Raw genomic sequence first — 23,996 nt, 5'->3', positions numbered from 1 at the left:
AACAAAAAGTGTGATCAATTTTAAACAATTTATTCATAATTGTTAATAACAATTAATCAATATTTTCAAAACAACCTTGCTGAATTCGATAAGATATCATTACTTATCGTGATGTTATTCTTCAATTACGCACGATATTGCTGGTAATAGTCATTGATAAAATACGCCGATTAAGTGAATGACTTATCATTGAAGGAATCAGATTTGTTCGCAGTTTTACCGCTATTACTACCCAAAATTCTTGTGGTTCCCTCCTTTCACGATGGGGTAACGTATCCTTTGGACTTTGGATGTTCGTTCACCTGAAAGAGGTGGATTCGCTGGAACCGCCGAAATTTCCGATAACCACTCGTATTCAGGCATCACAGAATAATCCTGTAAAAACGAAAGGGTGTCGGGTCACGTGATATCCCTCACATTTCTCATTATCCAGTTGCTAATTGTTCAACTGGGAATCAACAAATAGCGCGTATTTGTATCAATTACAATCATCTTCCTTAAAGCTAAAAATCCCTCTGTACCTTTAAGGAAGATAATTATGAAAGTGAAAACATGGACGGTTTTACTTATGTCGACGTATCTGACGGCCTGTGCCGCACCCGCGACAGAAAAATATCAGACAATCATGGACAGTGTTACGGCAGGAAAAGTTAACCAGATTATCCGCTCGGACGTCATCCCTTCTTCAGATAAATATCACGGGGAAGTCATTAGCCGCGTGTCATCTGCTTTCCTTGGTACGCCTTACCAAGCTGAAACGCTCATCGGCGGGCCCAGTATCCCAGAAGCACTTGTCGTGAATTTCAACGGTGTGGACTGTATTAGCCTGATAGATTACGTTGAGGCCCTGACCTATAGCCATGACCAGAAATCCTTCCTGCAGAATTTAGTGAAGGTTCGTTACACCGGCGGCAACGTTGACTACCTTAGCCGCCGGCACTTCTTCTCCGACTGGTTTGCCAGCGCACCACGCAATGCCCGGGACGTCACCGCGGATATCAGCCCTGACTATGCCGTAGTGGACAAACAGCTTAACCGCAAACCTGGTGGGGGGGAGTACATTCCGGGTCTAGGCATCCATCCCCGGAGAATAAATTACATTCCCGGAAAAGCCATTAGTCAGCAAATGCTGGACCATCTGAAAATAGGGGATTATGTCGGCGTCTACTCTCCGCTTGAAGGACTAGATGTTTCGCATGTGGGTATCGTGGTTCGCCACGACGGTCGGGTATGGTTCAGGAATGCCTCCTCGCTGGCTGCTAACAGAAAAGTGGTGGATTCACCGTTTCTGGAATATATGCGCGCTAAACCAGGCATTGTCGTACTACGAGTTGAGTGAGCGTTCATTACCGGAGCTGCTCTATGAAAAGAATCTAGACAGAGAGAGAAATAAAGACCCTTCGCCTGATGTTAGCAGCATGCTACACAACTCCACTAGGACTAGAGTGAAATGACGTGATGACTGCCGGCTATGCGCTGGCTGATCCCGTTGTTTTGGCATGAGTGAAGCTGCCCGTGATGCTAGCATCAAGAAGTCGCTGAGGGGTGTAAATTGAATAGTGGAAACTGTTTACTTTTTTTTCTGAATTATGGTGACCGCCGGGGCGGTCAGTTATTTTTAGAATCATGTGAATATCTTTTATTTATTTCCACAGTCTGTCTTTGATTATTTTATAATATTCATCTTTTAAATCTTCATACTTCCATATGAATAGTCCTCCAAGATTAAAATCCAGTACCTGATCGATGAAATAATTTAAATTCCATTCATTCAGTCCACGTGTTGTCAGGGCCAGGATACATTTCTTGTTTTCAGCTCCATGCGCTAACGTCCGTTTCAGGGCAGGAATAACGTTGCCGGTAATATCCTCTTTACTCCACATCGCTGCAGCATAGCAGTAATGGATAAAGCGATCACACTGACCCGACTGGATGATACTTTTAACCTTTTCGTTCAATTTTTTACCGTTATCTGCAGCCGGATGATTGTAAGAATATCCGGCAATAAAACCAAAGCTGGTTTCTTTCTGGCGTTGTTTTAATTGCTTCATTGCTTCAATGACAAGACCGGTGTTCATATTGCATTCATCATCAAAATCTACGCCATCCCAGCCCCGGCTTTTTGTGGCTTCAGCTATCCGCAATACTTCATCCTGATTTGAAGGTTTTCCTTCAGGGGAGCACCCGCCTCCGCCATAGACCCAGAGCGTCTTCCCTTCAAAATCGGGGGTATTATTGGGTTTATCCTGCTTTTCAGGACTCCATCCCGGACTGACGGCCGTCCCTGTCGTCAGCCCGTCAAGGTTTGTCACCATTCCATACATCATGACGTCGAATTCTTTAAGGGGTCTGCCAGACAGTGACTGGCTCCACCCGCCCGTAATAAATTTATTCATAATCTGTATCTCCTTATTTGTATTTTTCCTTAAGAACATGAAGGATCGCGGCAGTTTCAGTGTCCAGCTTGCCGCTATAATTTCTGATTTAAGGCTGAGGTATAGCAGCTTAAGTAACTTTTCATCATCTAAAGGTGATCTTTATCAAAAGTACGAAAGAGATCGCTGATTACTTGTTGCCATGGCAAAGCCATTTCGATAAAAGAAGGTAGTCTTATCCACATTCACTGAGTTGGAATAACCCGAAATCTACCTTAGAAAGTCCATGATGGACTTGGAGAAATTGCATGGATGCGAAGCCGCTTTATGGTTGGTTATTTGTCGCCAGTATTTCTGTTTCAACGCCACTTTTCGCTGCTCCCTTTATCCCTACCGCACTGGGTTTTGAACCTCCTCCAGAACAAGGGTTACTGGGTGATATGCTTGGCTTAAGGCCTCGATTAAAGCAAGAGGGCTTGAATTTCAATCTAGCCTATTTATCGCAAACCGCGACTAACTTACATGGCGGTGCCGATACGCGCCGTAAAACCGCTTACATCGATCAGTTCGCTTTCACTTTCACGCAAAACCTCGAAACATTGATCCGGATCCCCGGTGCCATTATTGAGGGCAATATCGTGAATCGTAATCATAATCAGAACTTAGCTATGCAACGTCTTCAAGATACGTCCGTGCCGATGACAGACTTAGCCCAAGAGAGCTGGGGAGGACAATCGATCACGCGCCTTGGCTGGTTAACCGCGGGACGGAGTTTTTTTGAGGGAGACCTTTTTTGGCGTGCAGGGCTTATGAATAAAGTACAAGTTTTTGACCAAGCGATTCCCTGTGATTTCCAAATTCTTTCCTTGTGCGGGGGGAAATCTGCCTATTCTATGACGTGGAATAACTGGAATGTCCATACTTGGGGGACCAGCTTAGAATGGAAAGCAACCTCTGAAATCGCCATCAAGGTTGCGCTGATGGAACAAAATTCTCAAGCAGCGAACCGTGGTCATGCCTGGAGTGTCTCTACGCAACACAGCAAAGGCATTATTCTTCCTATCGAGGCTGAATGGAAAACGACCGTGAATCAGCTGCCTGGTCTCTACACACTGGGGGTAAGCTGGACTAATGCTGAGCAAACGCACTTAGCTCGGGGAGCCAGTCAGTATTGGGGTGCCAGTGATCCAAACGGTTATGCCAAAACCCACAATTCTTATTATTTATGGGCGGCAGCTAACCAACAAGTGACACAGCATACCAACGATCCACTTCGTGGCATGAGCCTGTCAGCTAGCTTAGGTCTAGGTGATAAGCGCACGATACGTTTGCCTTGGGTGGGGTCAGTCTCTGCTCGCTATCGCGGCATGTTCGACGCGCGACCTAACGATTGGATTGGACTGGGCGTCAGTTACGTTAAGGTAGGAAGCTGGGCGAATAGAGATCAACAACAGAAAAAAAACTCAACTGATCTCAATGAGTTAACGGGATACTGGCCGACAGGGAGTTCAGCCACAAATGCAGAACTGTTCTACCGTTTCGAACTGACTCCTTGGTTTCAACTGCAACCTAGCGTGCAATATTGGCATAACCCAGGGGCGGTGAGTGATACCCTTGATGCTTGGGTAATGGGTTTAAAAACCAGCGTTACTTTTTAATTTTGAGGGCTAGCCCTAAATCCGGGCTGGCTTTTACCCATTACCGTTTTCGATAGAGCAACCATAATAAACCTGGAGCCCCTAAAATTACCGCCACAATGCCAGCGGGCACTTGGAAGGGCCAGATGATCATCCTGCCGATAAAATCTGCCGCTAACATTAATAACGCTCCACAGATCACACTGATATAAAGAGAATGACCGTAACGATAAATTCCCAAATAGCGGGCAACTTGAGGTGCTAAAAGGCCTACAAAGCTCATTGGGCCAAGCAATAGCGTTGCCCCTGCGCTCAACACCGCACACCAAACAATCAGTACCGTTGTACTCCATCGTAGCGATAAACCGCGTGATGACGCCACGGTTCTTCCTAATGGCAGTAAGCTTAACCAACGAGTGAAAAGTAGACTAACCGGTAGACTTAACGCTAAGGCGATCACTGCACTTAAGGCTTTCTCTTTCGTCGCCCCCCAAGTTGAGCCTGATAACCAGCTGATGATAACACTGCTGTTAGGTGCTCCTGACGCTAAAAAAAGTGTGATCAGCGCTAGCGAAAAAGCGCTTAACGCGGTACCCACCAACAGGATTTTAGTGGTTTGATCGCTGGCATTGACGGCAAACAGGATAATGATACCCAAGCTTATCATTGCGCCCAACGCCGCGACGGGAAACAGTAACATGCCACTCGCAGAAGGCACCAGTACGAGCAATAACACTACCGCACAGGCTGCGCCACTATTGATCCCTAAAACTTCCGGACTAGCCAATGGATTACTGGTTAATCGTTGTAAGATGACCCCAGCACTGGCTAATAGCCCTCCACATCCTATTGCCATCGCCGTTCTTGGCCAGCGTAGATTAAAAGGATCGCTAAAACTGATTTGCCATCCATGCTGAGATTGGGTGAGGGTAAAAGCCAAAAAGAATAGGACAATAATGGCTACTAACAGTAACCCTTTTACTGTCCGAGGAGGGGCTAGGGCATTGAAGGCAGTGGTACGCAGTGCAGGCGGGTGCGGAAAACGTGCTTTAATGATGATGAGTAACATCACCGGAATACCGATAATAGCGGTAATGTTTCCGGCGCTGACCTGCCAATTGAACACCTCTGCGAACAGTGCCAACTGGTCACAAAATAGTAATAGCCCCGCGCCGAAGGCCATTGCGAGTAGCAAATTCTTTTTGAAGGATAGGCGAGGGAAAAGGCGAGTGATCTGCGGGGCGAAAAGACCAATAAAACTGATTAAGCCTACTTGGCTCACCGTCCAAGTCGCAAGCAAAGCCATCATCCCCAAAGCATATAATCGATAAAGATGGCTATTGCCGCCCAGACTATCGACAACCTCATCAGACAGTTTGAGTAAGGCTAGGGCGCGGGCGCTGATAAAAGTCAGCGCAGTGATTGCCAGTAAAAAAGGTAATAATTGTGTCACCACTGACCAGTCGTTCTGCGCTAAATTGCCACTGTTCCAGATAAACAATGACTGCATCTGTTCATGATGGAACAACACCAATCCATTTTGTAAGGCGGAACAAAAGAGCCCCACGACCATACCGGTCAAGAGGAGGGTTAACGGTGACATTCCTCGATGGCGACTTAAGGCATAAATTATCGCGGTAGTGATAAATCCGCCCACCAGAGCAAAGCCTTGACTCAACCACGTGGAGACGCCGGTAAAGAGCGCTAAGGTGGTGCCCAGTTGCGCGCCGGAAGAAATCCCTAACGTCGCCGGTTCTGCTAAGGGATTTTTTAACACCAGTTGAGCCAAGATCCCACACAGGCCTAATGCGGCACCGGCTAGTAGCGCAACGCATATTCGTGGCAGATAACTTTGTGACCAAAGCAATGAGGTCATACCGGGTTGCCCCGCGGTACTCACCGATAAATGCTGGATATTCCACCCAATAATCACGGCGGTAAGTAAAACTAGCAGGGTGATAGCGAGACTCGCCCGAAATTTAGTCATGCCACTGTCCTGACAAATGAAGAAGTTGGTCAGTAAAACGCAATGCTGCGTGAAGCCCACCGTACATCCATGCCCCATCCACTTGGTAATGGTTATGTTGTTGCATAAAGGGCATTTTCTGCCACAGTCCCGATTGTTCGACATCACTGGTTGCGCCACGTTCGCCATGCATAAACTCAATGGCGATATCCGTATCGACCGGGAAAAGTTGCTCTACACCGATTACCGCGCTGCCCCACATATTCGCACTGCCTTGCCACGCACACTGCAGATCTAAATAGCTCAACACTTCTCCAAATAAGCTACTCGCCGACATCACCAATACTTGGCGTGGACTTAAAAAACTATAAAGCAGAACACGTTTACCCCGCCAAGAACTTAACTGTTGGCGGGCGACGGTCATTTTTTCCTGCCACTGACTTATCATGTGTTGACCAAGGGCTTCGCGGTGCAAGCGTTGTGCAAGTTGATGTAAATTTTCACGTGCGACCGTTAGAATTTTTTTACCAGGCAGAGTAAAGGGATAACGGATCACCTCACCAAATTGTTGAAGTAGAGCCTCCGGCAGTGCCGAATATTGCGGTAAGATCATGATATCAGGACGAAGTTGGGCTAATAGCTCAAGATTAGGCTCATTACGCAGTCCTAATTCTAGAGTGTCTGAAGGAAGTGACGGTGTCACAACCCATTGGCGATAATTGGGAATATCAGTGACAGCGATAGGGTGTAATCCTAACGCATTAACCAACTCGACAGCGGTCCAATCTAATACAGCGATACGCGGTTGGGGTTGCGTCGCCGAGCATACCGACGGTAAAAGGCTGACCATTCCGACACCTACGCCATATTGCAGTAAACGCCGTCTTGAAAGTGAATAGGGGTTATTTGACATAGCTAATTGGTGGTAGATCGCGATCGGGATGTGTCACACCCATTGGGACATGATAAATGGCGGAAAGCTGTTCAGCGGTCATCAATGCCTGCGCATCGCCTTTAAACACGGTCTTGCCCTGACGCAAGGCGACAAACTCATCACAAAATCGGGCAGCCATATTGATATCGTGCAACACCATTATCACCGTAAGATTACGGGTACGAGAGAGGTCATGGATAACCTGTAAGACTTCTTTTTGGTGTGCAATGTCCAAAGCCGACGTCGGTTCATCCAACAACAGACAGTGACACGCTTGTACCACACACATGGCAAGCCATGCCCGCTGGCGCTCCCCTCCGGAAAGTTGTTCCACAAGGTGATCGCGAGCCCATTCAAGATCGACACTGCGAATCGCTTCATCAACCGATGCCAGATCTTCAGGACTCACTCGCTTTAACGCACCGTGCCAAGCGAAGCGCCCTAAAGTCACTAATTCTTTCACCGTCATACCTTCCGCAGGCGGTAATTGTTGCGGTAAATACGCCACATGACGAGCGAATTCGCGTGACGGCCATTGTGAAACCGGTCGCTGCTGCCAGAGGATTTGCCCGGTATGATACGGGTTTTGACGGCTTAACAACTTAAGGAGCGTCGACTTACCGGACCCATTGTGGCCAATGAGTCCGGTTACACGGCCAGGCGTAAATGTGTGGGTAACAGGCTGCAAAATATGTCGGCCCGCGATCTGTACCGCAACATTACGAAGTTCAAATAGCGGCGCGGACGCGAAATGTCTTACATTGTTCACAATCTTTCCCGTAGTTTTTAGAGGATGGGCAACGGTCAAGTGGGCAAGAGATACCTAACTCGTTATCTAAATGAATGCGCACACAGCAATGCCGTCGTTGCATTATCGCGGGCTTCTCCGCTTGGTCAAGAGCAGTGATAGGGTGATGAAGGCAATTTTGTTCACCTTTACTCAAGTGCGTTGCATTAACAAAGGTTTGTAATGGGTGACCAGCTACGTCCGATAAGGTCGAGCATACCAGAGAAATAAATCGATCCATTAACTGTGAGATAGCTTGCTGCAGGGCTACCTTGTTTTGCGCCGCGAGGGAGAAGTGTGTGACCGATATAGGCTCGGGAAATCCTCGGTCATTAACAGATAAACGCCCAAACCATTGCCATAAAGGATAGGCTAGTTGTTTTATAAGAAGTCGTTCTCCCCACGGCAGTAACGTGCCAGCAAAAAACCATTGAGACCATTTTGTTAGCCAAGCTAATTGCTGTGTCAAACGGTATGAGGTCCATTCTGCAGGGAATAAGGATTGAAAACTTTCGGAAGAGCGCAGGATGGCTAAGGGAAAGACAGAAGGTAATGCCATCGCTGTAGAAACTGCTTTAGACATTTTTTCTCTCGCACAACAGGAATTCGGACAATACTAATGCAAATGAGAGATATTTGCATTAGTATTGTCCGAATTTCGTTAACCCCTATTATAAAAAATAATTATAACCTTATGATTATTGTACTCTTTATGCCTTCCATGGGACAATCACACCGTAAAAAATTGTTAGCTCATGCCATTTCGTTGAGTCTCTTCCCATTCGCCAATATAGCGAGTGCGGCGACATCTCCTGAGACCTTAGTCGTAACGGCAAAACCCGCGACCACAGATAATGCTAACGGCCAGCACCTTATTCCGGCTTTTCTCGAGGGTAATATTGCTAACGGTGGGCGACTGGGGGCGTTAGGTGAGCAAAAAGCGCTGGATGTTCCGTTCAACGTTATCGGCTACACCTCAAAATTAATTGAACATCAGCAAGCGAGAAATCTCGCGGATGTAATGAAAAATGATGCCTCAGTGCAGAATGTCAAAGGCTACGGCAACTTTTCACAAGGCTTCCGTATCCGTGGATTCGACCTAGCGGCCGACGACATTGCACTGGGTGGACTCTATGGTATTTTACCTCGTCAAATTTTACCTCTTGAAGCAGTCGAACGCGTAGAAGTGATCAAAGGTTCCAGCGCCTTCTTAAATGGTGTTCCCGCCGCAGGCAGTGGAGTCGGCGGTAATGTTAATATCGAGCCTAAACGCGCTGACTCAGTGCCGACACAACGCGTTAGCGTCGACTACACAGGCCGAGGCCAAACAGGAGTAAGCACCGATATCGGACGGCGTTTTGGCGATAACGACCAATTTGGAGTGAGAGCCAACGTGGTGCATCGTGAAGGTGAAACCGAAATTCACAAAGAACGCGACCGTACCACCGGGGCTTTCTTAGGATTGGACTACCATGGCGATAAGCTTGAAAGCTCACTAGACATGGGATATGTGAAGTCAACTATTCATCATGGCCGCGTCGGTATCAGCCTCGATACGCTGAATAACGTTATTACTCTGCCCAGTGTTCCAAGCGTCCCCAGTAATCGTACCAATTACAGTTCTGCTTGGAACTATGCCGACCTAGAAAGTCGTTATGTGATGATAAAAAATGATTATCTTCTTAATGATCAGTGGGTGCTCTATAGTGCGATTGGTAGTAGCCATAATAACGAGTGGTCTGCAAGTGGCGCACCGCTAGTCAGCGACATGAGTGGTCGTTCAACGGTTACCCGTCTGACTACTCACTTTAAATCAGACACGACCAGCGGTATGGCAGGTCTACGCGGTAAGGTTGATACGGGTCCCGTGAGTCATCAACTGAATATGAACTACTCCGGCATTTATAATCGCAGCGCCAGTGCCTATACAATGTCTACAGCACAGGATTTTGGCAGCATCTATCATCCAACTCCCCAGGCTTCTCCATCGACAGCTTTCACGGGGGGGAATTTGGCTAACCCGCATATTCGTAATAAGAATATCAATAATGGTGTCGCGTTTTCCGATACGTTAGGCTTTTGGCAGGATCGTGTGCAGGTGACGGCGGGTGCACGATACCAACATATCGACGTGAAAAATTATAGTTATGAAGGTGTCGAAGATAACAATGCGGCGCTTAAAGCCCATCGATGGTCACCGGTTTACGGGGTTGTCTTTAAAGCCACTGATTGGTTATCGCTGTATGCTAACCATATCGAAGGATTACAAGCGTCAGGGACTGCACCAACCACGACACTCAACTCCGGCTATATTGTGGGATTAGGCCGTACTCGCCAAAACGAGGTCGGTATCAAAGTTGAGAAGGGCCGTTACGGGGGGAATATTGCCTTATTTGACATGCGCCGTCAGGTCGGCTTAACCGGCAGTGACAATGTTTACCGTCTTGCCGGTGAACAATGCAACCAAGGCGTCGAGGTGAATGTGTTTGGTGAGCCAGTCTTGGGTTGGCGTATTAATGCCGGATCCACCTGGTTACGTCCTAAAATGTCTAACGCCAATGGTTATGAAAATAACCGTTGGGCCAGTTACGAAGGTAAAGATGCGGTCGGTGTACCTCGTAACCAATGGACATTGGGAACCGAGTGGGATATACCGCAGGTTGAAGGGTTAATGGCACAAGCGAATTTACTGCATACCAGCCGTCAATACGTAAACAGTTTGAATACACTGCGACTCCCAAGTTGGACACGTCTTGATGTGGGTGTGCAGTATCAAATGCCGATCCACTCTGCAATGGTCAGCGCAATAACTTGGCGTGCTGGCGTGGAAAACGTCACTAATGAGAAATACTGGGAGACGGTCGGCACCAACAATGGCTACCTGACACAAGGTGATCCCCGTAACTATAAACTGTCTATGAGTCTCGATTTTTAAGGTATCAGCTCTCGGGAGGTGCCTCCCGAGAGCTGATTGAAATTAATTATGCAACTGCTTAAAACTATTCTTCGCCAACATACGCTGGCCTTTATCGCCATTATCCTACTTAATTTGCTCAGTGCTGGATTAGGGATCGCGATAATTTCTTGGATAAACCATGGGCTACTCGGCGAACACTCTCTCGCACTTGGCATCAGTAAAATGCTGGGCTTACTAATCCTATTACTCGCGACGACCTTAGGGGCGCAATGGAGCCTCACCACACTTGGCCATCAATTTATTTGGCGTAAACGCTCGGCGATGGTTTGGCAAATGATGAATACACCCATTGCAACCCTTGAGGCCAAAGGCGAAGGGGAATTGCTGGCGTTATTAGGACCTGATATTCGTAATATTACGCTAGCCTTTGTCAGGCTCCCGGAACTCATCCAAGGCATATTACTTTCCCTTGTGGCGATAGGATATCTTGGCTACCTTTCTGTACCCGTGTTGCTGATTACCATTGCTTGGTTGATAGCCACCTTTACCCTTGGCTATAAGATGGTGAGCAAGGTTTACCAGCATATTGCTCAAGTCAGAGACTATGAAAGCGATCTTCAATCCTCGTTTCAAGTGGTGATCCAAGGTCGAAAGGAGCTGGCATTAAACCCTGCGCGGGCTAGACATTTCTATGAAACCCATTACCAAACCGCTGCGTTAGGCTATAAGCAAAATATCGTCAAGGCAGATAGTTACCATCTTTCCGCCATTAACTGGTCTAACATCATGATGCTCGGCTTAATTGGCGTGATCTTTTTACTCGCCGAAACTCAGGGTTGGATATCGATGACGGTAGCGACCTCCTTCTCGTTGACCATTCTCTTTTTACGCACACCGTTATTGCAGGCGATTGGTGCCTATCCAACCTTATTGTCGGGTGAGCTCGCCTTTAAAAAAATCAACGAGCTACTACCGAATACACCGCTACAAGACGACGATACTGAGACAGCTAACGTTAACGATAACTGGCAACAACTGCGCTGGGAGGCAATCACCTGGCAGTATCCGGAAAAGGGTTTTCAAGTCGGCCCTTTATCAATGACAGTCACTCGCGGCGAGACGATATTTATCATCGGTGCCAATGGCTCAGGGAAATCGACGTTAAGTCTATTGCTCACAGGCCTTTATCCCATGGCGCAAGGCCGCGCCTATTGCGACGACCAATCGGTTTCCTCTAAAGGCTTAATGTCGCTCTTTTCGGTGGTGTTCACTAAACCCTATCTATTCGACACCGTATTCCTTGAGCCAAGCGAAGCGGACCATGAATTAGCCACAGAATGGTTGGCACGCTTACAACTCGACAATACGATCACGATTAATCATCATCAGCTTAGCACGTTGTCACTGTCGGCAGGCCAAAGCAAACGCGTCGCGCTGCTCCTTGCCATGGCCGAGAAACGCGATATCCTATTTCTTGATGAGTGGGCCGCTGAGCAAGATCCGCAGTTTAGGCGCTATTTTTATCGTGAATTACTCCCTTGGCTAAAACAACTCGGGAAAACCCTACTAATTATTAGTCACGATGACGACTATTTTGATGTCGCGGATCGGGTATATGAAATGCAACAAGGGCACCTGCGTTTACTGAGTGCTGAAGAGAGTCGCCAAGCTGCCCGCGCAGTGATCTCGCAATCTTAATTAAGGTATTTTAATGAAAAAGTTAGTTATTTTGTTACATGGTTATGGAAGTGATGGTAACGATTTAAAAGGGTTGGGGGAGTTCTGGGCAGGCGCATTGCCTGGTTTACGCTACGCATCACCGAACGCACCTGAACCTTGTGAAGCGGGAATGGGCTATCAATGGTTTAGTTTTGCAGATATCACACCGCAAAATATTAAACAGCGTTTAACCTATGCTCGCGAAGCCATTGACGCTGTCCTCAGCACGCTTCTCCAACAGCATGACATTGATGCGGCCCACGATCAGATTGTATTAGTGGGTTTCTCACAAGGGACCATGATAGCACTCGATCTCTTACTTCGCCGCCACTTTAACGTTATCGGTGTCGTCGGCTTCTCCGGTCGCTTGATTGAAGCACCGACCAAGGCTGCTACCACTGCGGCAGAAGTTTTATTAATCCATGGCGAGGCAGATGAAGTGGTTCCCGCGCAAGAGACACTCACGGCTCAAGCCACGCTGAACCAATTGGGTATTCCATGCCAAGTCATGATTGAACCTGAATTGGTGCACACCATCTCTGCCGCCGGTGTTGAGGCTGCCACACAATTCTTGATCGAACGATTCGGTTGGGAAGACGAAGAAGACGAAGAGTAAATATTATCGCCCCAAGTCGTCATCATTAGACTTGGGGCGTAAAATTATTCGAAGAAGGTCTCTGGATTGTCCGCAAGGCTCACGAAGTGTTCACCTTGTTGGTCCAACGCATGAATTTGGCCACTTTCGATATCATAGACCCAACCGTGAAGGTTGATTCTTTTATTACGCAGTGCAACCGCGACAGAGGGGTGGGTTTTGATATTGTTCAGCTGAGCAATAACGTTTTCACGCACCATTGCGTTCAGTTTGTCTTCAGGAGACGCATACTCTTGTTTTTCTACGACCGCTTTCGCCGCATCGGCGTAACGTAACCAATGGCCGACGGCAGGCATCGAATCTAAACAGGCGCAGCTAGCAATAGCAGACATCGCTCCACAATTAGAGTGGCCACAAATAATGATATCCGTCACCCCTAGCGCCATGACAGCGTATTCAATGGTGGCTGATACTCCACCAGGTTCTGGACCAAAAGAAGGGACAATATTACCGGCGTTACGGATAACAAATAACTGCCCAGGTTCCTGTTGCGTGACTAATTCAGGGACCAAGCGGCTATCAGAACAGGAGATGAAAAGCGCTTTCGGTTTCTGACTTGAAGCAAGACTACGAAAAAGTTCTTCTCTTTCAGGGTAAATGTCTTTCTGGAAATTCAAGAAGCCATCAATAATTGTTTTCATACTTATTCCACATAGGTGCAGGTATTAAGGAAAAACGAAACCTTTTGTGAAGGTTTCACATGCTTAACCACAAAAGTCTGTGTTAAAAAACAGAAAAAGCCAATCGGTCAGAGATATGTTCTAACACCGCCGTACCGGCTAATGAATTACCAAACTGGTCTAGTGCTGGCGACCACACGGCAATACTCATTTTTCCTGGCACGATGGCAACAATTCCGCCACCGACTCCTGATTTTGCAGGTAATCCCACTCGCCAGGCAAATTCACCCGCAGCATTATACATACCGCTTGTCATCATTAGGGCATTGATATGACTCACTTGTCGATGATTAAGTTCCTGTCTAAACAAAACCTTACATAATTCGGGTGAAATCAAGTAACGGAAACAGCGGGCCAATTCCTCACAGCTCATCGACAATGCACAATAGTGAAAATAATTTTCCAGTACCGTGTTCACATCGTTATTGAAATTATCGAATGATTTCATCAGCCAAGCGATGGCGGCGTTACGGGCAGAATGGGCAAGTTCAGAGCTGGCCACTTGCCGATCGTAATGGATATCCTCGACGCCACTCAATCGACGAACGAGGGTTAACATCTGCTGACGCGGGGCCGATAAGCGGCTTTGCAACATATCACAGACCACCAACGCACCTGCATTAATAAAGGGGTTACGCGGGATTCCTTGTTCCATTTCTAGCTGAACTAAAGAATTGAACGGTTGACCTGAAGGATCTTTACCCACTCGTTGCCAGAGGTCTTGCTCAGAATAACGGGTCATCGCCACCGTTAAAGAGAGAACTTTGGAAATGGATTGGATGGAGAAACGCTGGGATGCATCACCTGCGGTCAAAAGTTGTCCATCATGGGTACAGACTGCGACCCCTAATTGGTCTGCAGGAACTTGGGCGAGCGCAGGGATATAAGATGCGACTTGACCTCGCGCCAATAATGGACGTACCTCGTCAAGGATTGATTCAAGAAAAGCATTATCTAAACGCGGCACTGCTCGCTCCTAGCACTAGTAAAAAGGTGAGCATGATGCGATGCTCACCCAGTAATTGCAAGTTTAAATCATGGTGCGGCACTCACTCGCCACACTTGATTTCCGACATCATCGGCAATGATTAATGCGCCTTGATTATCAAGGGTTAAACCAACCGGTGCCCCATAAATCGTTTTCTGATCCTCAGAGACAAAACCGTCCACCACGGTTTTTGGTTGACTTACCGGTCTACCCTGTGAAAATTCCACATAACTGACACGATAGCCATTCAGCGGTTTACGGTTCCAGCTGCCATGCTCGCTAATAAACACACCATGGGGAGAAAAGCCGGGCAGTCGACTCCCTTGTGCAAACTGAATTCCTAGCGGGGCAACATGTGAACTTAATGCATAATCCGGTACCACTGCGCTCGCGACTTTATCGGGTGCAGGGGGCTGAACTCTAGGGTCAACATGCTGACCATAGTAGCTATAAGGCCAGCCATAAAAGGCACCTTCTTTCACTTGAGTAAGATAATCAGGGACTAAGTTTGCACCGATCTCATCGCGTTCATTGACGATTGTCCATAATTTCTTCGTGTCGGGATCAAAGGCTACACCAGTTGGATTACGCAGGCCACTGGCATAGATCCGGCTAGCACTACTCTGTGGATCAATTTCAAGGATGGCGGCTCGTCGATATTCGGCTTCTAACCCATTTTCGGTAATATTGCTGTTGGAACCTACCCCGACGTAGAGGTGCTTGCCATCCGGCGAGGCGGTTAACGACTTGGTCCAGTGGTGGTTAATGGTAGAAGGGAGGTCAGCTAGGCGCTTTCCGCTATTGGAAGATAATTGTAGATCCCCGCGCTGGTAGGGGAATACCAAGAGAGCGTCCGCATCCGCAATATAAAGCGATTGACCAATAAGTACGATACCAAAGGGCGAGTTAAGGTTCTGGATAAAAGGGTATTTTTGCCAATGGCCTTGAGCATCTTGACGCAGCAGAGTCAGTCGATTCCCCCCTTTACCACCTTTCCCTGAATCTTTTTTCACTAATCCTGAGATCAACTGTTTGGGGGTAGTGATTGCTTCGCTGCCTGGTGCATTAGATTCAGCGACCAAAATATCGTTATTGGGCAGCTGGTACACCATTCGTGGATGGGCTAAGCCTTGGGCAATACTCTCTATCTTTAAGCCGGATGCTGGATGGGGCGTTTGGCCTTGCGCCCAATCAGTTTTTGACGGCACACTGATCGGGGGTAACAGAAAGGCACTAGGTCGGTCGAGCTTAGGATGAGGGCCAATCTGTTCGGCAACAGTCGTCGATTCACTGTTATCGCATCCCACTAACAGTGAACAGAATAAAAAACAACTAAGTTTACGATTTATCATAATACGTCCTCCTGATGGAGAGGAATGCTAAGCGCTTGATTTACTACAGCCAGCACGAGTAACACAACAGTAACCCCAGAGAGAATGAGGCCTGTGGGCATGACTCCCCAAGCATCACGGCTATGGACGAACGCATTGAAAATCGCCGCAACAATCGCTAAGGCATTCAGCCAAAAACTACGACGAGCAGCTAACAGCCTTTGTACTGAACGCGAGATCCACACTTGGTAAAGATTGATAAGCCGAGGAATTACCGCAAAGAGCAGACCAAAAAAGTTAAGCCAACTTGCTTCTTTGACCCAGAAGATCTCTTGGGTCATAAAGTAGATGATGTCAAAGCAGAAGCCTGCGACAAAGGCACCATATGCGGCGGGATCGAGTAAATTAAACAAGAACATCGCCACCCTTGAAGGTGAACGAGGGTGAGTCACAGAAGGCATAGCACGCTCCTAAACGTTGAAGACAGTCTATTGAGCATGGCTAAAAATCTACAAATTAACAGCTAATTTAACAAATATTTAAATATTCCCACAGTAAATTAACCTTGTAGCGGGGGGACTACCTCGTTGACCACCGACAGAAACGCTTTCTCAACCGGTGAGGCTGAGTAACGATGCCAGACTAAATAAATATCACAGGAAGAGGCCGTGGTGAGAGGGTAACAATAAAGTCCTTTCACTTCGTCATTATTCTCAATGAAACTTTGCGGCATCACGGTAAAACCCAATTGTTGTCGAATAGCACCTAAGATCAGCGAATAAGACTCAATATCGCACTGTTGGCGTGATTCCAATTGTTGTGCAGCAAGCCAATCTTCGATAACTACGTGGTAGAAACAGTGTTCACCAAAGGTATACAAGGTGAGCTGTGAGACTTGCTCAATAAAGGCTTCCATCGTCGCACAGTGCGTGACCAAACTTAAACTCTCCGGCCCAAACAGTCGGCTCCCCAATACTGGGTGTTCAACCGGTCCATCCACCAACACCATGTCTACTTCACCCGCCAGTAAGCTGTCCATCAGTGGTAACGAAGAGTGGCTAGAGAGTGACACTGTCACGTCAGGGTGCCGTTGCATAAATCCAATCATTATCTGCTGCAAACGGCTATTGAGTGCAACATCCAAGGCGCCTATGCGCAGATGGCCTTGCAAGGATTCAGGTTTGAAGAAGTGCAGGCACTCTTCACTCTGTTTAAGTAACTGTTGTGCTTGCGGATAGAAGGCACGTCCCTCAGGTGTTAGCGTTAAACGTTGTTTATCACGATTAACCAGCGCCACACTGAGACTTTCTTCCAATTCACGAATCCGCGTTGAAATATTAGAAGGGACGCAATGCATTTTCTTTGCTGCTTGCACCACGCTACCGGTTTCGACCAATGCACAGAAAATACGTAATTGTGGCAGTTTCAGCAACATATCAACCCTCCGAATACCTACAGTGACAATAGTATGTGCCAAATCGGTATCGTAATGAAAGAGAGTAAAATAGCATATCCTTGAATCGCATTCGCCAATGCCGGCTGTAAACCCGCACGTTGTGCCATGATTGCCGCCGCAATCATTGGTGCCATAGCCCCTTCAATCACGGTAACTTGCTGAGTCAGCGCAGTGGCTCTACTTACCACGACCATGGCCCACACCACCAGTGGTGCTGCGATTAATTTCCACACTACACCCGTAATTAGCGGTGAAATCGCTCCGCGAGGCGGGCGTAACGCAATTTGCAGTCCGACACAAAACAGTGCCAAGGGTGTCAATGTTGCCCCGATTTGGCTAAGTGGCACTTCCAGAAAGGTCGGTAGACCATTGAAGGGTTTGATGGCAAGACTGATACACAGTGCGATAAAAGGCGGAAAGGTCAGCACCTTTTGAACAATCATCTTAAATGTAGGTGTCTGGCCTGAACAGAGGGCCATTACAACAACCCCAAGAGTGGACAAGATAATAAAGCTGCCAACTTGGTCAGCGATCACTGCAATTTGTAATCCCGCTGCACCATAATAGCTTTGTACAATGGGATAGCCCATAAAGGAGGTATTGCCGATACCTGCCACCAGTGCAACGACACCGATGACCTCACGTGTCCAAGAAAAGAGACGCCCCAAGACCACCGCGATACCTAAAGCACCAAGAAAAACACACCACATGCCAGCAATGGGCACTAAAGATTCTCGATTAAGGGTGGTGTGTGGGATTAAGGTTAAAATAAGACAAGGCAATGCGACGGTGATCAGCCACCAGTTTATCGACGGGACTAATTGGTCAGGAAAGGTTAGATAACGGCGTGCCGCTATACCAAGCAGCAGACAAATAATTAATAAAGGATTCATCGTAGAGACCGAGCGTGGGAAAAGAAAACCGGTGCCGAAGCACCGGTAGACAGCTTAAGATTTATAATTCAGGTAGACTGTTTTCTGTTTCACATAAAGCTGATAGCCATGTTCGCCGTCATCGCCGCCAATCCCTGATAATTTCCATCCAGCATGGAAACCATTAACCTCTTCTGGTCCATAGCGATTGATATAGACTTCACCGTATTCTAACGCATCACTGATTTGCATCGCAGCGTGCAGATCACGGGTATAAAGGTAAGAACTCAACCCATACTCACAATCATTTGCTAGCGCGATCACCTCATCAATGGTGTCAAACACCACTACTGGAAGAATAGGGCCAAAGGCTTCTTCTTTGAGGATAGTGGCATTAGCCGGAAGATCGGTAATGATCGTCGGTGCAACCCAGTTACCGCCTTTAAATTTCTCATCGCTAGGCACTTTGCCTTGCCAGAAGATAGTACCACCTTCTTTTTGGCTTTTGGCCAGCAACTCGTCGACGTGCGATTTTTCTGCCGCAGAGATTTTCGGGCCCATGGTGGTTTTGGACGCCATTGGATCACCGACGACCACTTTATCTGCTGCTTTTTTCAGTGCTTGCATGAATTTGTCATAGACATCACGCTGCACATAGGTTCGTTCGTTACAGATACACACTTGCCCACAGTTAGCCATACGTGCATCAATCGCATCCTGCGCTGCTTTTTCGATATCTGCATCAGCCAGTACGATAAACGGCGCCTTGCCCCCAAGCTCTAACGAAACGGGGATCACTTTTTCGGCTGCATTCTTAGCGATAATTTTCCCGGCACGCGTAGAACCTGTCATCGTTACAAGTTGTACATCAGGGTGCCTCACTAGTGCATCACCCACTTTGCTGCCTTCACCACACAGCACGTTAATCACGCCATCAGGAATGCCTGCCGCTTTACTTAGCGTAGCTAATGCCAAAGAGCAGAGTGGGGTATTCTCGCTGGGTTTAACCACAATGGTATTACCCGCAATTAACGCTGGGGCAGTTTTACGCGCGAAAATCGCTAAGGGGAAATTCCATGGAATAATGGCTGCCACAACACCCAGAGGGGCTTCTTTAGTGATAGCTTGTTGTTGTGGATGATTTGAAGCAATGACATGGCCAGTCCGTTTCCAACCGAATCCCGCGTAGTAGCGTATCATCGTTACCGCCATCTCCACCTCGCCGATGGACTCGCTCAATGGCTTACCCTGTTCAGTGGTCAGCAGGGCAGCTAACGCTTTTTTATGCTTCTCGATTTGCTGAGCAAAGGCGTGTAAATAGTCAGCACGTTGCGGCTGTGGCACTGCGGCCCACTGTTTTTGCGCATTTTTTGCTGCACTTATCGCTTTGTCGGCATCTGCTTTACTGCCCATGGCAACCTGAGCAATAGTTTCTCCGGTTGCAGGGTTGAGCACGTCGTCGGTGGTTTGACACGCTAACCAAGCATTGTTGATAAAATGGCCAGCATGTTCTGGTAGTAATTTTTTAAAATCGGGTGACATGGTTTTTCCTTAAGAGTCCGTCAACATTACGCATCAAGTGGAGTCGGTTGTAGGATTTCAATCCAATACCCATCAGGATCTTTGATAAAGGCAATGTGTTTCATACGCCCATCACTGAGTCGCTTTTGGAAAGGGACATTGAGTGCTTCGAAGCGCTCGCAGGCTGCACGCACATCGGGAACCGAGACGCAAAGGTGGCCGAAACCTTGTGGCTCGTCGTTACCATTGTGATAGTGGAAGTCAGGCTTATTTTCTGTCCCGTGATTATAGGTTAGCTCCAAAACACCCGTTTGGCTGAGCACCCACTCTTTACGTGTTTCGTCTTCATCCGGAATGGCAGAGAGAGGCGCTCGGATTAAATAAACGATGGTAAAAGCTGCATCGTCATTCACTTGCTCGTAAACGGGTACAAAACCTAGCACGTTACAGTAGAAATCGACCGATTCCTGCAGTTTTTTAACTCTCAGCATGGTGTGGTTAAACTGGTAACCGGCTGAGTCGGCACTTTGCGTACGGTCGTAAGAGAACTTTTCTAACAATGTTGCTAAAGCCATGATGACTCCTCAATAAAGCCGGTGAAATCTATTAATTTGAAGCTTAGGTCAGGATCTCATTTTACGAAAGTGACAGTTATTGAGAAAAGTATTTCATTTTTAGTGAAATACTAGAAATTGCGTTTCATGCATTATGTGCCACACTTTTTTCTAATTTCTCGAATAAGGATCGCACAATGTCTCGTTTTACTCATAAAGTCGTGGTGGTAACCGGTGCAGGTTCTGGTATGGGTGCAGCAATAGCTAAGGCGTTTGTGAACGAGGGCGCTAAGGTTGTGCTGGTTGGCAGAACTGAGGATAAACTGAAAAAAGTCGCTGCAGATCTTCCTGCTGAACAGATATTAGTGGCTCCCACAGATGTTGCCGATCCTCATGCTGTCACCGCATTAGCGGCACACGTCGAGCAAAAGTGGGGAAGTGTAGATATTCTGGTCAATAATGCAGGTGTGGTAGTGCAAGGACTCGCCCACGAACTGTCAGTTGAAGATTGGGATAAACAGATGGGCACTAATTTGAATGGCGTGTTTTACATGGTACGCGCTTTTGTGCCCGGTATTCTCAAGCAGAAGGGGAATATCGTTAATATTTCTTCTGTATCTGGACTCGGTGGCGATTGGGGAATGAGTTTTTATAATGCGTCGAAAGGGGCGATCAGTAACTTTACTCGCTCATTGGCGATGGATTATGGGCAGCATGGCGTCAGAGTCAATGCGGTCTGTCCCGGAATGACTGAAACCGAAATGACCTCAGGGATCACCTCAGACAGTAAAGCGTTAGATAAATTTAAGGACCGCACACCTTTACAACGCCCCGGTCAATCCGAGGACATCGCGCATGCGGTACTGTTTTTAGCCAGTGATCAAGCCAGTTACATCACCGGAGTCAATTTACCCGTCGATGGCGGCATTCACGCTTCAAACGGTCAACCTCGCTAAGCCTAATCGCTAGCGCATACTCGAAAGTAACTGCTGGGTGTTATAACGAAAAGCAACCAAGTAACTCGCCGCGGGCCCTTTTTGAGTCGAAAGGGCCTCCGGATAGAGTTCTCCCCCCGGCGTCGCACCACTGGCTTGAGCAATTTGTTTGACCAACCTTGGGTCGGTCTGGTTCTCAGTAAAATAGTGAGTAATATGCCGCTGTTTGAGTTCTCGAATCAAGGATCCTACTTGCTGAGCAGAGGCTTCCGATTCGGTCGATAAACCAAGCGGAGCATTAAAAGTGACACCGTAACGCTTGCCATAGTAGCCAAACGCATCATGACTGGTTAGGACAAAACGTTTGGACGCGGGTATTGTCTGGTACTGCTCGATCGCCCAACTATCGAGTTTCTCCATTTGTTGAATATAGTCAGCTCCGCGTTGAGCATAGTCTTGGGCATGTGATGGATCAGCGTTTTTAAGCGCTTGCATAATATTCCGCGCATAAATTTCCCCATTGACCAGACTGTTCCAGGCATGAGGATCGACGACGCTTTTCCCATCCTCTTCCATCTTGTCACGCACGATACCTTGCGAGGCCACGGTTAATTTTCCGTTATATCCAGAGGCTGTCACTAAACGATTCATCCATCCCTCTAACCCCAGACCATTCACGATCACTACTTGTGCCTGGGCTAATGAACGGCTGTCTTGTGCGGTCGGCTCAAAACTATGCGGATCGCCATTGGGACCGACTAGGCTTTTCACCTCGACATCTTGGCCACCGATACGTTGTGCCATATCACCCAATATCGTGAAACTGGTGACGACTTTCAAAGGGGCAGCAAAGGAAAGTGGGCTCATAAGAAATAAAGTCGTGGTCAGTACTGAGAGTTTCATTGTTGTGCTCCTGAACGATAACGTAAAAAATTCGCTAGGCCCCCGTTGGCTCGGCCAGCAAAGCATGAAAATAGAAAGATGATTGCGCTGCACAGCACCACGGCAGGCCCAGCAGGAAGCGCGCTATACCATGAAAGAAGTAAGCCAATGAGTGATGATAAGAGGGCAATCATCACGGCGATAAGTATCGTCGGCAGTAAGCGCTTAGCCCAGAAACGGGCGCTGATTGCCGGTACCATCATCAGTCCCACCGACATTAAGGTTCCCAGAATTTGAAAGCCGGACACCAGGTTTAACACCACTAAAAAGAGAAAGAGAGCATGCAACGTAGCGGCCAGCCCTTTATGACGTACCCGTAAAAAATCACTATCAAAGGTATCTATAACCAGTGGCCGATAAATAATGGTGAGCACGACCAGCGAGCAGAGTGATATTGCTGCAGTGAATAATAACGCTTGATGGCTGACGGCGAGTAATGAACCAAAGAGGATATTTAACAGGTCCATCCCGGATCCTTTAATTGAAATCAAGGTGATTCCCAATGCTAATGCCCCCATATACAGTCCAGAGAAACTCGCATCTTCCTTGAGTAAGGTGGTGCGGCTGATCAGCCCCGATAGCAGCGCGACCAGTAGCCCGGCGAGTAACCCGCCCAACCCCATCGCCAGTGTTGACATGCCACAAAATAAATAGCCGACAGCGGCACCGGGTAGCACGGCATGGGAGAGCGCATCACCCGCGAGCGATAATCGACGTAAGGAGAGTATGACACCCAAAGGCGTGGCACTGAGTGATAGACAAACACAGCTTAAGAGCGCGTGGCGCATAAAATCGAATTCGATAAAGGGCTGTAATGGATTCATTAACTGACTCTGCATGGCGAAGGAATATGATCAATCGGGATGACCCACTGCGCTGACTGGGGGGTAAGCACAAGCTGACGAGTAAAGTAGCGCCGGACTAATTGCTCATCGTGTAATACCATCACAATAGTTTTACCTTGCTCACTCGCTTGACCCACTAGGGTCATTAGACGCGTAATCGTTGATTCATCCACACCGGTAAAAGGCTCATCTAATAACCAGACATCGCTATCTTGCACCCACATTCTGGCGAATAAAGCGCGTTGGAGTTGTCCGCCGGAAAGGTAGGCGAGTGGGGTATTCGCCAGCTCACTGATGCCGGTAAGGTCCATAGCTTCTTGAATACGTATTTTAACCTTCAGCTGTAATCGTCCAGACCAGGTACGCTGTGACCAACCGCCCATGTTGACAATATCCTTGACGCTAAGCGGAAAAGTTCGATCGAGGCTTTGATGCTGAGGCAATAACGCTATATTGGTTGAGTCACAATGGTAGTGTCCCGCGCACACAGGCAGTAAGCCGGCGAGTGTCTTAAGGAGGGTAGATTTTCCACAGCCATTGTCACCGGTGAGTGCGGTCAGACTACCCACCGGAAGAGAGCCGTCGATAGCAGGTGTAATGCGCTGACCGGAATAGCCTGCATAAAGTTTTGTGAAGTGGATCATTATCGTACTCAATAGATGTAATAATATAACATTACATTAATTGATCGGCATTGCGTGGCGGCGAGTGTAAGAAAGTGTGTCGATTGTATCCTCTTATCCCATATAATAACTAATGGAATTTAAATTAAGAGGCGTTTTTATATGGCTATACCCGTTTATCTGGTGATGTATCCAATTAGTTGAATTGATGTATAATCATCGCTTTGAGGTTTTCTCATGGCCAGCGTTACTGTTCATT

The 23,996-nt window shown here is 47.5% G+C and carries 22 protein-coding genes; 6 read left to right on the top strand and 16 right to left on the bottom strand.

Going from position 1 to position 23,996, the window contains the following annotated elements; translation table 11 throughout:
- Window positions 1–532: 532 nt before the first annotated feature.
- Window positions 533–1,339: a DUF1460 domain-containing protein gene (locus tag HH682_RS01540; protein WP_214236022.1), complete on the top strand. Its 807-nt coding sequence runs from the start codon at window positions 533–535 to the stop codon at window positions 1,337–1,339.
- A gap of 304 nt (window positions 1,340–1,643) precedes the next feature.
- On the opposite strand, the gene HH682_RS01535 is transcribed toward HH682_RS01540, so the two are convergent.
- Window positions 1,644–2,396, bottom strand: a complete 753-nt coding sequence (locus HH682_RS01535) for a hypothetical protein (RefSeq protein ID WP_214235590.1) — start codon at window positions 2,394–2,396, stop codon at window positions 1,644–1,646.
- 287 nt (window positions 2,397–2,683) lie between these two features.
- Between HH682_RS01535 and HH682_RS01530 the strand changes: the two genes are divergently transcribed.
- Complete coding sequence (locus HH682_RS01530) at window positions 2,684–4,033, top strand: carbohydrate porin (RefSeq protein ID WP_214235588.1); 1,350 nt, start codon at window positions 2,684–2,686, stop codon at window positions 4,031–4,033.
- Window positions 4,034–4,073: 40 nt separating this feature from the next.
- Here the strand turns inward: HH682_RS01530 and fhuB are convergent, their stop codons facing one another.
- Genes fhuB through HH682_RS01510 form a run of 4 tightly spaced genes read right to left on the bottom strand, consistent with a single transcriptional unit; the run spans window position 4,074 to window position 8,282 of the window.
- On the bottom strand, window positions 4,074–5,999 hold the full coding sequence (gene fhuB, locus HH682_RS01525) for a Fe(3+)-hydroxamate ABC transporter permease FhuB (RefSeq protein WP_214235586.1): 1,926 nt from the start codon (window positions 5,997–5,999) through the stop codon (window positions 4,074–4,076).
- Window positions 5,992–6,891 (bottom strand): ABC transporter substrate-binding protein, encoded by a 900-nt coding sequence (locus tag HH682_RS01520; protein ID WP_214235585.1) that lies wholly within the window; start codon window positions 6,889–6,891, stop codon window positions 5,992–5,994. The genes fhuB and HH682_RS01520 overlap by 8 nt, the downstream gene beginning before the upstream one ends.
- Entirely contained in the window at window positions 6,881–7,681 is an 801-nt protein-coding gene (locus HH682_RS01515) for an ATP-binding cassette domain-containing protein (RefSeq protein ID WP_214235583.1), read from the bottom strand. The genes HH682_RS01520 and HH682_RS01515 overlap by 11 nt, the downstream gene beginning before the upstream one ends.
- Complete coding sequence (locus HH682_RS01510; protein ID WP_214235582.1) at window positions 7,641–8,282, bottom strand: hypothetical protein; 642 nt, start codon at window positions 8,280–8,282, stop codon at window positions 7,641–7,643. Before HH682_RS01510 ends, HH682_RS01515 begins: the two co-directional genes overlap by 41 nt.
- Before the next feature lie 111 nt (window positions 8,283–8,393).
- Between HH682_RS01510 and HH682_RS01505 the strand changes: the two genes are divergently transcribed.
- Genes HH682_RS01505 through HH682_RS01495 form a run of 3 tightly spaced genes read left to right on the top strand, consistent with a single transcriptional unit; the run spans window position 8,394 to window position 12,951 of the window.
- On the top strand, window positions 8,394–10,634 hold the full coding sequence (locus HH682_RS01505; RefSeq protein WP_214235580.1) for a TonB-dependent receptor: 2,241 nt from the start codon (window positions 8,394–8,396) through the stop codon (window positions 10,632–10,634).
- Window positions 10,635–10,682: 48 nt separating this feature from the next.
- Window positions 10,683–12,314 (top strand): multidrug ABC transporter permease/ATP-binding protein, encoded by a 1,632-nt coding sequence (locus HH682_RS01500; protein WP_214235578.1) that lies wholly within the window; start codon window positions 10,683–10,685, stop codon window positions 12,312–12,314.
- Between the two features lie 13 nt (window positions 12,315–12,327).
- On the top strand, window positions 12,328–12,951 hold the full coding sequence (locus HH682_RS01495) for an alpha/beta hydrolase (protein ID WP_214235577.1): 624 nt from the start codon (window positions 12,328–12,330) through the stop codon (window positions 12,949–12,951).
- A gap of 44 nt (window positions 12,952–12,995) precedes the next feature.
- On the opposite strand, the gene HH682_RS01490 is transcribed toward HH682_RS01495, so the two are convergent.
- The 8 genes from HH682_RS01490 to gloA all read right to left on the bottom strand — a co-directional run bounded on the left by HH682_RS01490 (window position 12,996) and on the right by gloA (window position 20,413).
- Window positions 12,996–13,631: a carbonic anhydrase gene (locus HH682_RS01490; RefSeq protein WP_214235575.1), complete on the bottom strand. Its 636-nt coding sequence runs from the start codon at window positions 13,629–13,631 to the stop codon at window positions 12,996–12,998.
- A gap of 82 nt (window positions 13,632–13,713) precedes the next feature.
- Window positions 13,714–14,637, bottom strand: coding sequence for a glutaminase B (glsB, locus tag HH682_RS01485; RefSeq protein ID WP_214235574.1), 924 nt, complete (start codon window positions 14,635–14,637; stop codon window positions 13,714–13,716).
- Window positions 14,638–14,705: 68 nt separating this feature from the next.
- A complete protein-coding gene (locus HH682_RS01480) occupies window positions 14,706–16,010 on the bottom strand; it encodes a PQQ-dependent sugar dehydrogenase (protein ID WP_214235572.1) in 1,305 nt (434 codons plus the stop codon).
- Window positions 16,007–16,450, bottom strand: coding sequence for a DUF2231 domain-containing protein (locus HH682_RS01475; RefSeq protein ID WP_214235570.1), 444 nt, complete (start codon window positions 16,448–16,450; stop codon window positions 16,007–16,009). The genes HH682_RS01480 and HH682_RS01475 overlap by 4 nt, the downstream gene beginning before the upstream one ends.
- Window positions 16,451–16,548: 98 nt before the next feature.
- Window positions 16,549–17,424 (bottom strand): LysR family transcriptional regulator, encoded by an 876-nt coding sequence (locus tag HH682_RS01470; protein ID WP_214235568.1) that lies wholly within the window; start codon window positions 17,422–17,424, stop codon window positions 16,549–16,551.
- A 17-nt stretch (window positions 17,425–17,441) separates the two neighbouring features.
- Window positions 17,442–18,338 carry an AEC family transporter gene (locus HH682_RS01465; protein ID WP_214235566.1) on the bottom strand — a complete coding sequence of 299 codons (897 nt, stop codon included), beginning with the start codon at window positions 18,336–18,338 and terminating at the stop codon, window positions 17,442–17,444.
- 54 nt (window positions 18,339–18,392) lie between these two features.
- The gene (gene aldA, locus HH682_RS01460; protein ID WP_214235564.1) at window positions 18,393–19,859 is read right to left on the bottom strand and encodes an aldehyde dehydrogenase; all 1,467 of its coding nucleotides are present in this window, start codon (window positions 19,857–19,859) and stop codon (window positions 18,393–18,395) included.
- Between the two features lie 26 nt (window positions 19,860–19,885).
- Window positions 19,886–20,413, bottom strand: coding sequence for a lactoylglutathione lyase (gloA, locus tag HH682_RS01455; protein ID WP_214235562.1), 528 nt, complete (start codon window positions 20,411–20,413; stop codon window positions 19,886–19,888).
- 176 nt (window positions 20,414–20,589) lie between these two features.
- Between gloA and budC the strand changes: the two genes are divergently transcribed.
- Window positions 20,590–21,348: a meso-2,3-butanediol dehydrogenase gene (budC, locus tag HH682_RS01450; RefSeq protein ID WP_214235561.1), complete on the top strand. Its 759-nt coding sequence runs from the start codon at window positions 20,590–20,592 to the stop codon at window positions 21,346–21,348.
- Window positions 21,349–21,357: 9 nt separating this feature from the next.
- On the opposite strand, the gene HH682_RS01445 is transcribed toward budC, so the two are convergent.
- The 3 genes from HH682_RS01445 to HH682_RS01435 are packed head-to-tail and all read right to left on the bottom strand — an operon-like array spanning window position 21,358 to window position 23,758.
- Window positions 21,358–22,230: a metal ABC transporter substrate-binding protein gene (locus HH682_RS01445; protein WP_214235559.1), complete on the bottom strand. Its 873-nt coding sequence runs from the start codon at window positions 22,228–22,230 to the stop codon at window positions 21,358–21,360.
- Window positions 22,227–23,093, bottom strand: coding sequence for a metal ABC transporter permease (locus HH682_RS01440; RefSeq protein ID WP_214235557.1), 867 nt, complete (start codon window positions 23,091–23,093; stop codon window positions 22,227–22,229). Before HH682_RS01440 ends, HH682_RS01445 begins: the two co-directional genes overlap by 4 nt.
- Window positions 23,093–23,758 carry a metal ABC transporter ATP-binding protein gene (locus tag HH682_RS01435; RefSeq protein ID WP_214235555.1) on the bottom strand — a complete coding sequence of 222 codons (666 nt, stop codon included), beginning with the start codon at window positions 23,756–23,758 and terminating at the stop codon, window positions 23,093–23,095. The genes HH682_RS01440 and HH682_RS01435 overlap by 1 nt, the downstream gene beginning before the upstream one ends.
- Between the last annotated feature and the right edge of the window lie 238 nt (window positions 23,759–23,996).

This window comes from Rosenbergiella gaditana (assembly GCF_018494065.1).
GTDB lineage: Bacteria > Pseudomonadota > Gammaproteobacteria > Enterobacterales > Enterobacteriaceae > Rosenbergiella > Rosenbergiella gaditana.
Note: the sequence above shows the minus strand (reverse complement) of the source record. Positions and strands in the feature narration are given on the sequence as shown.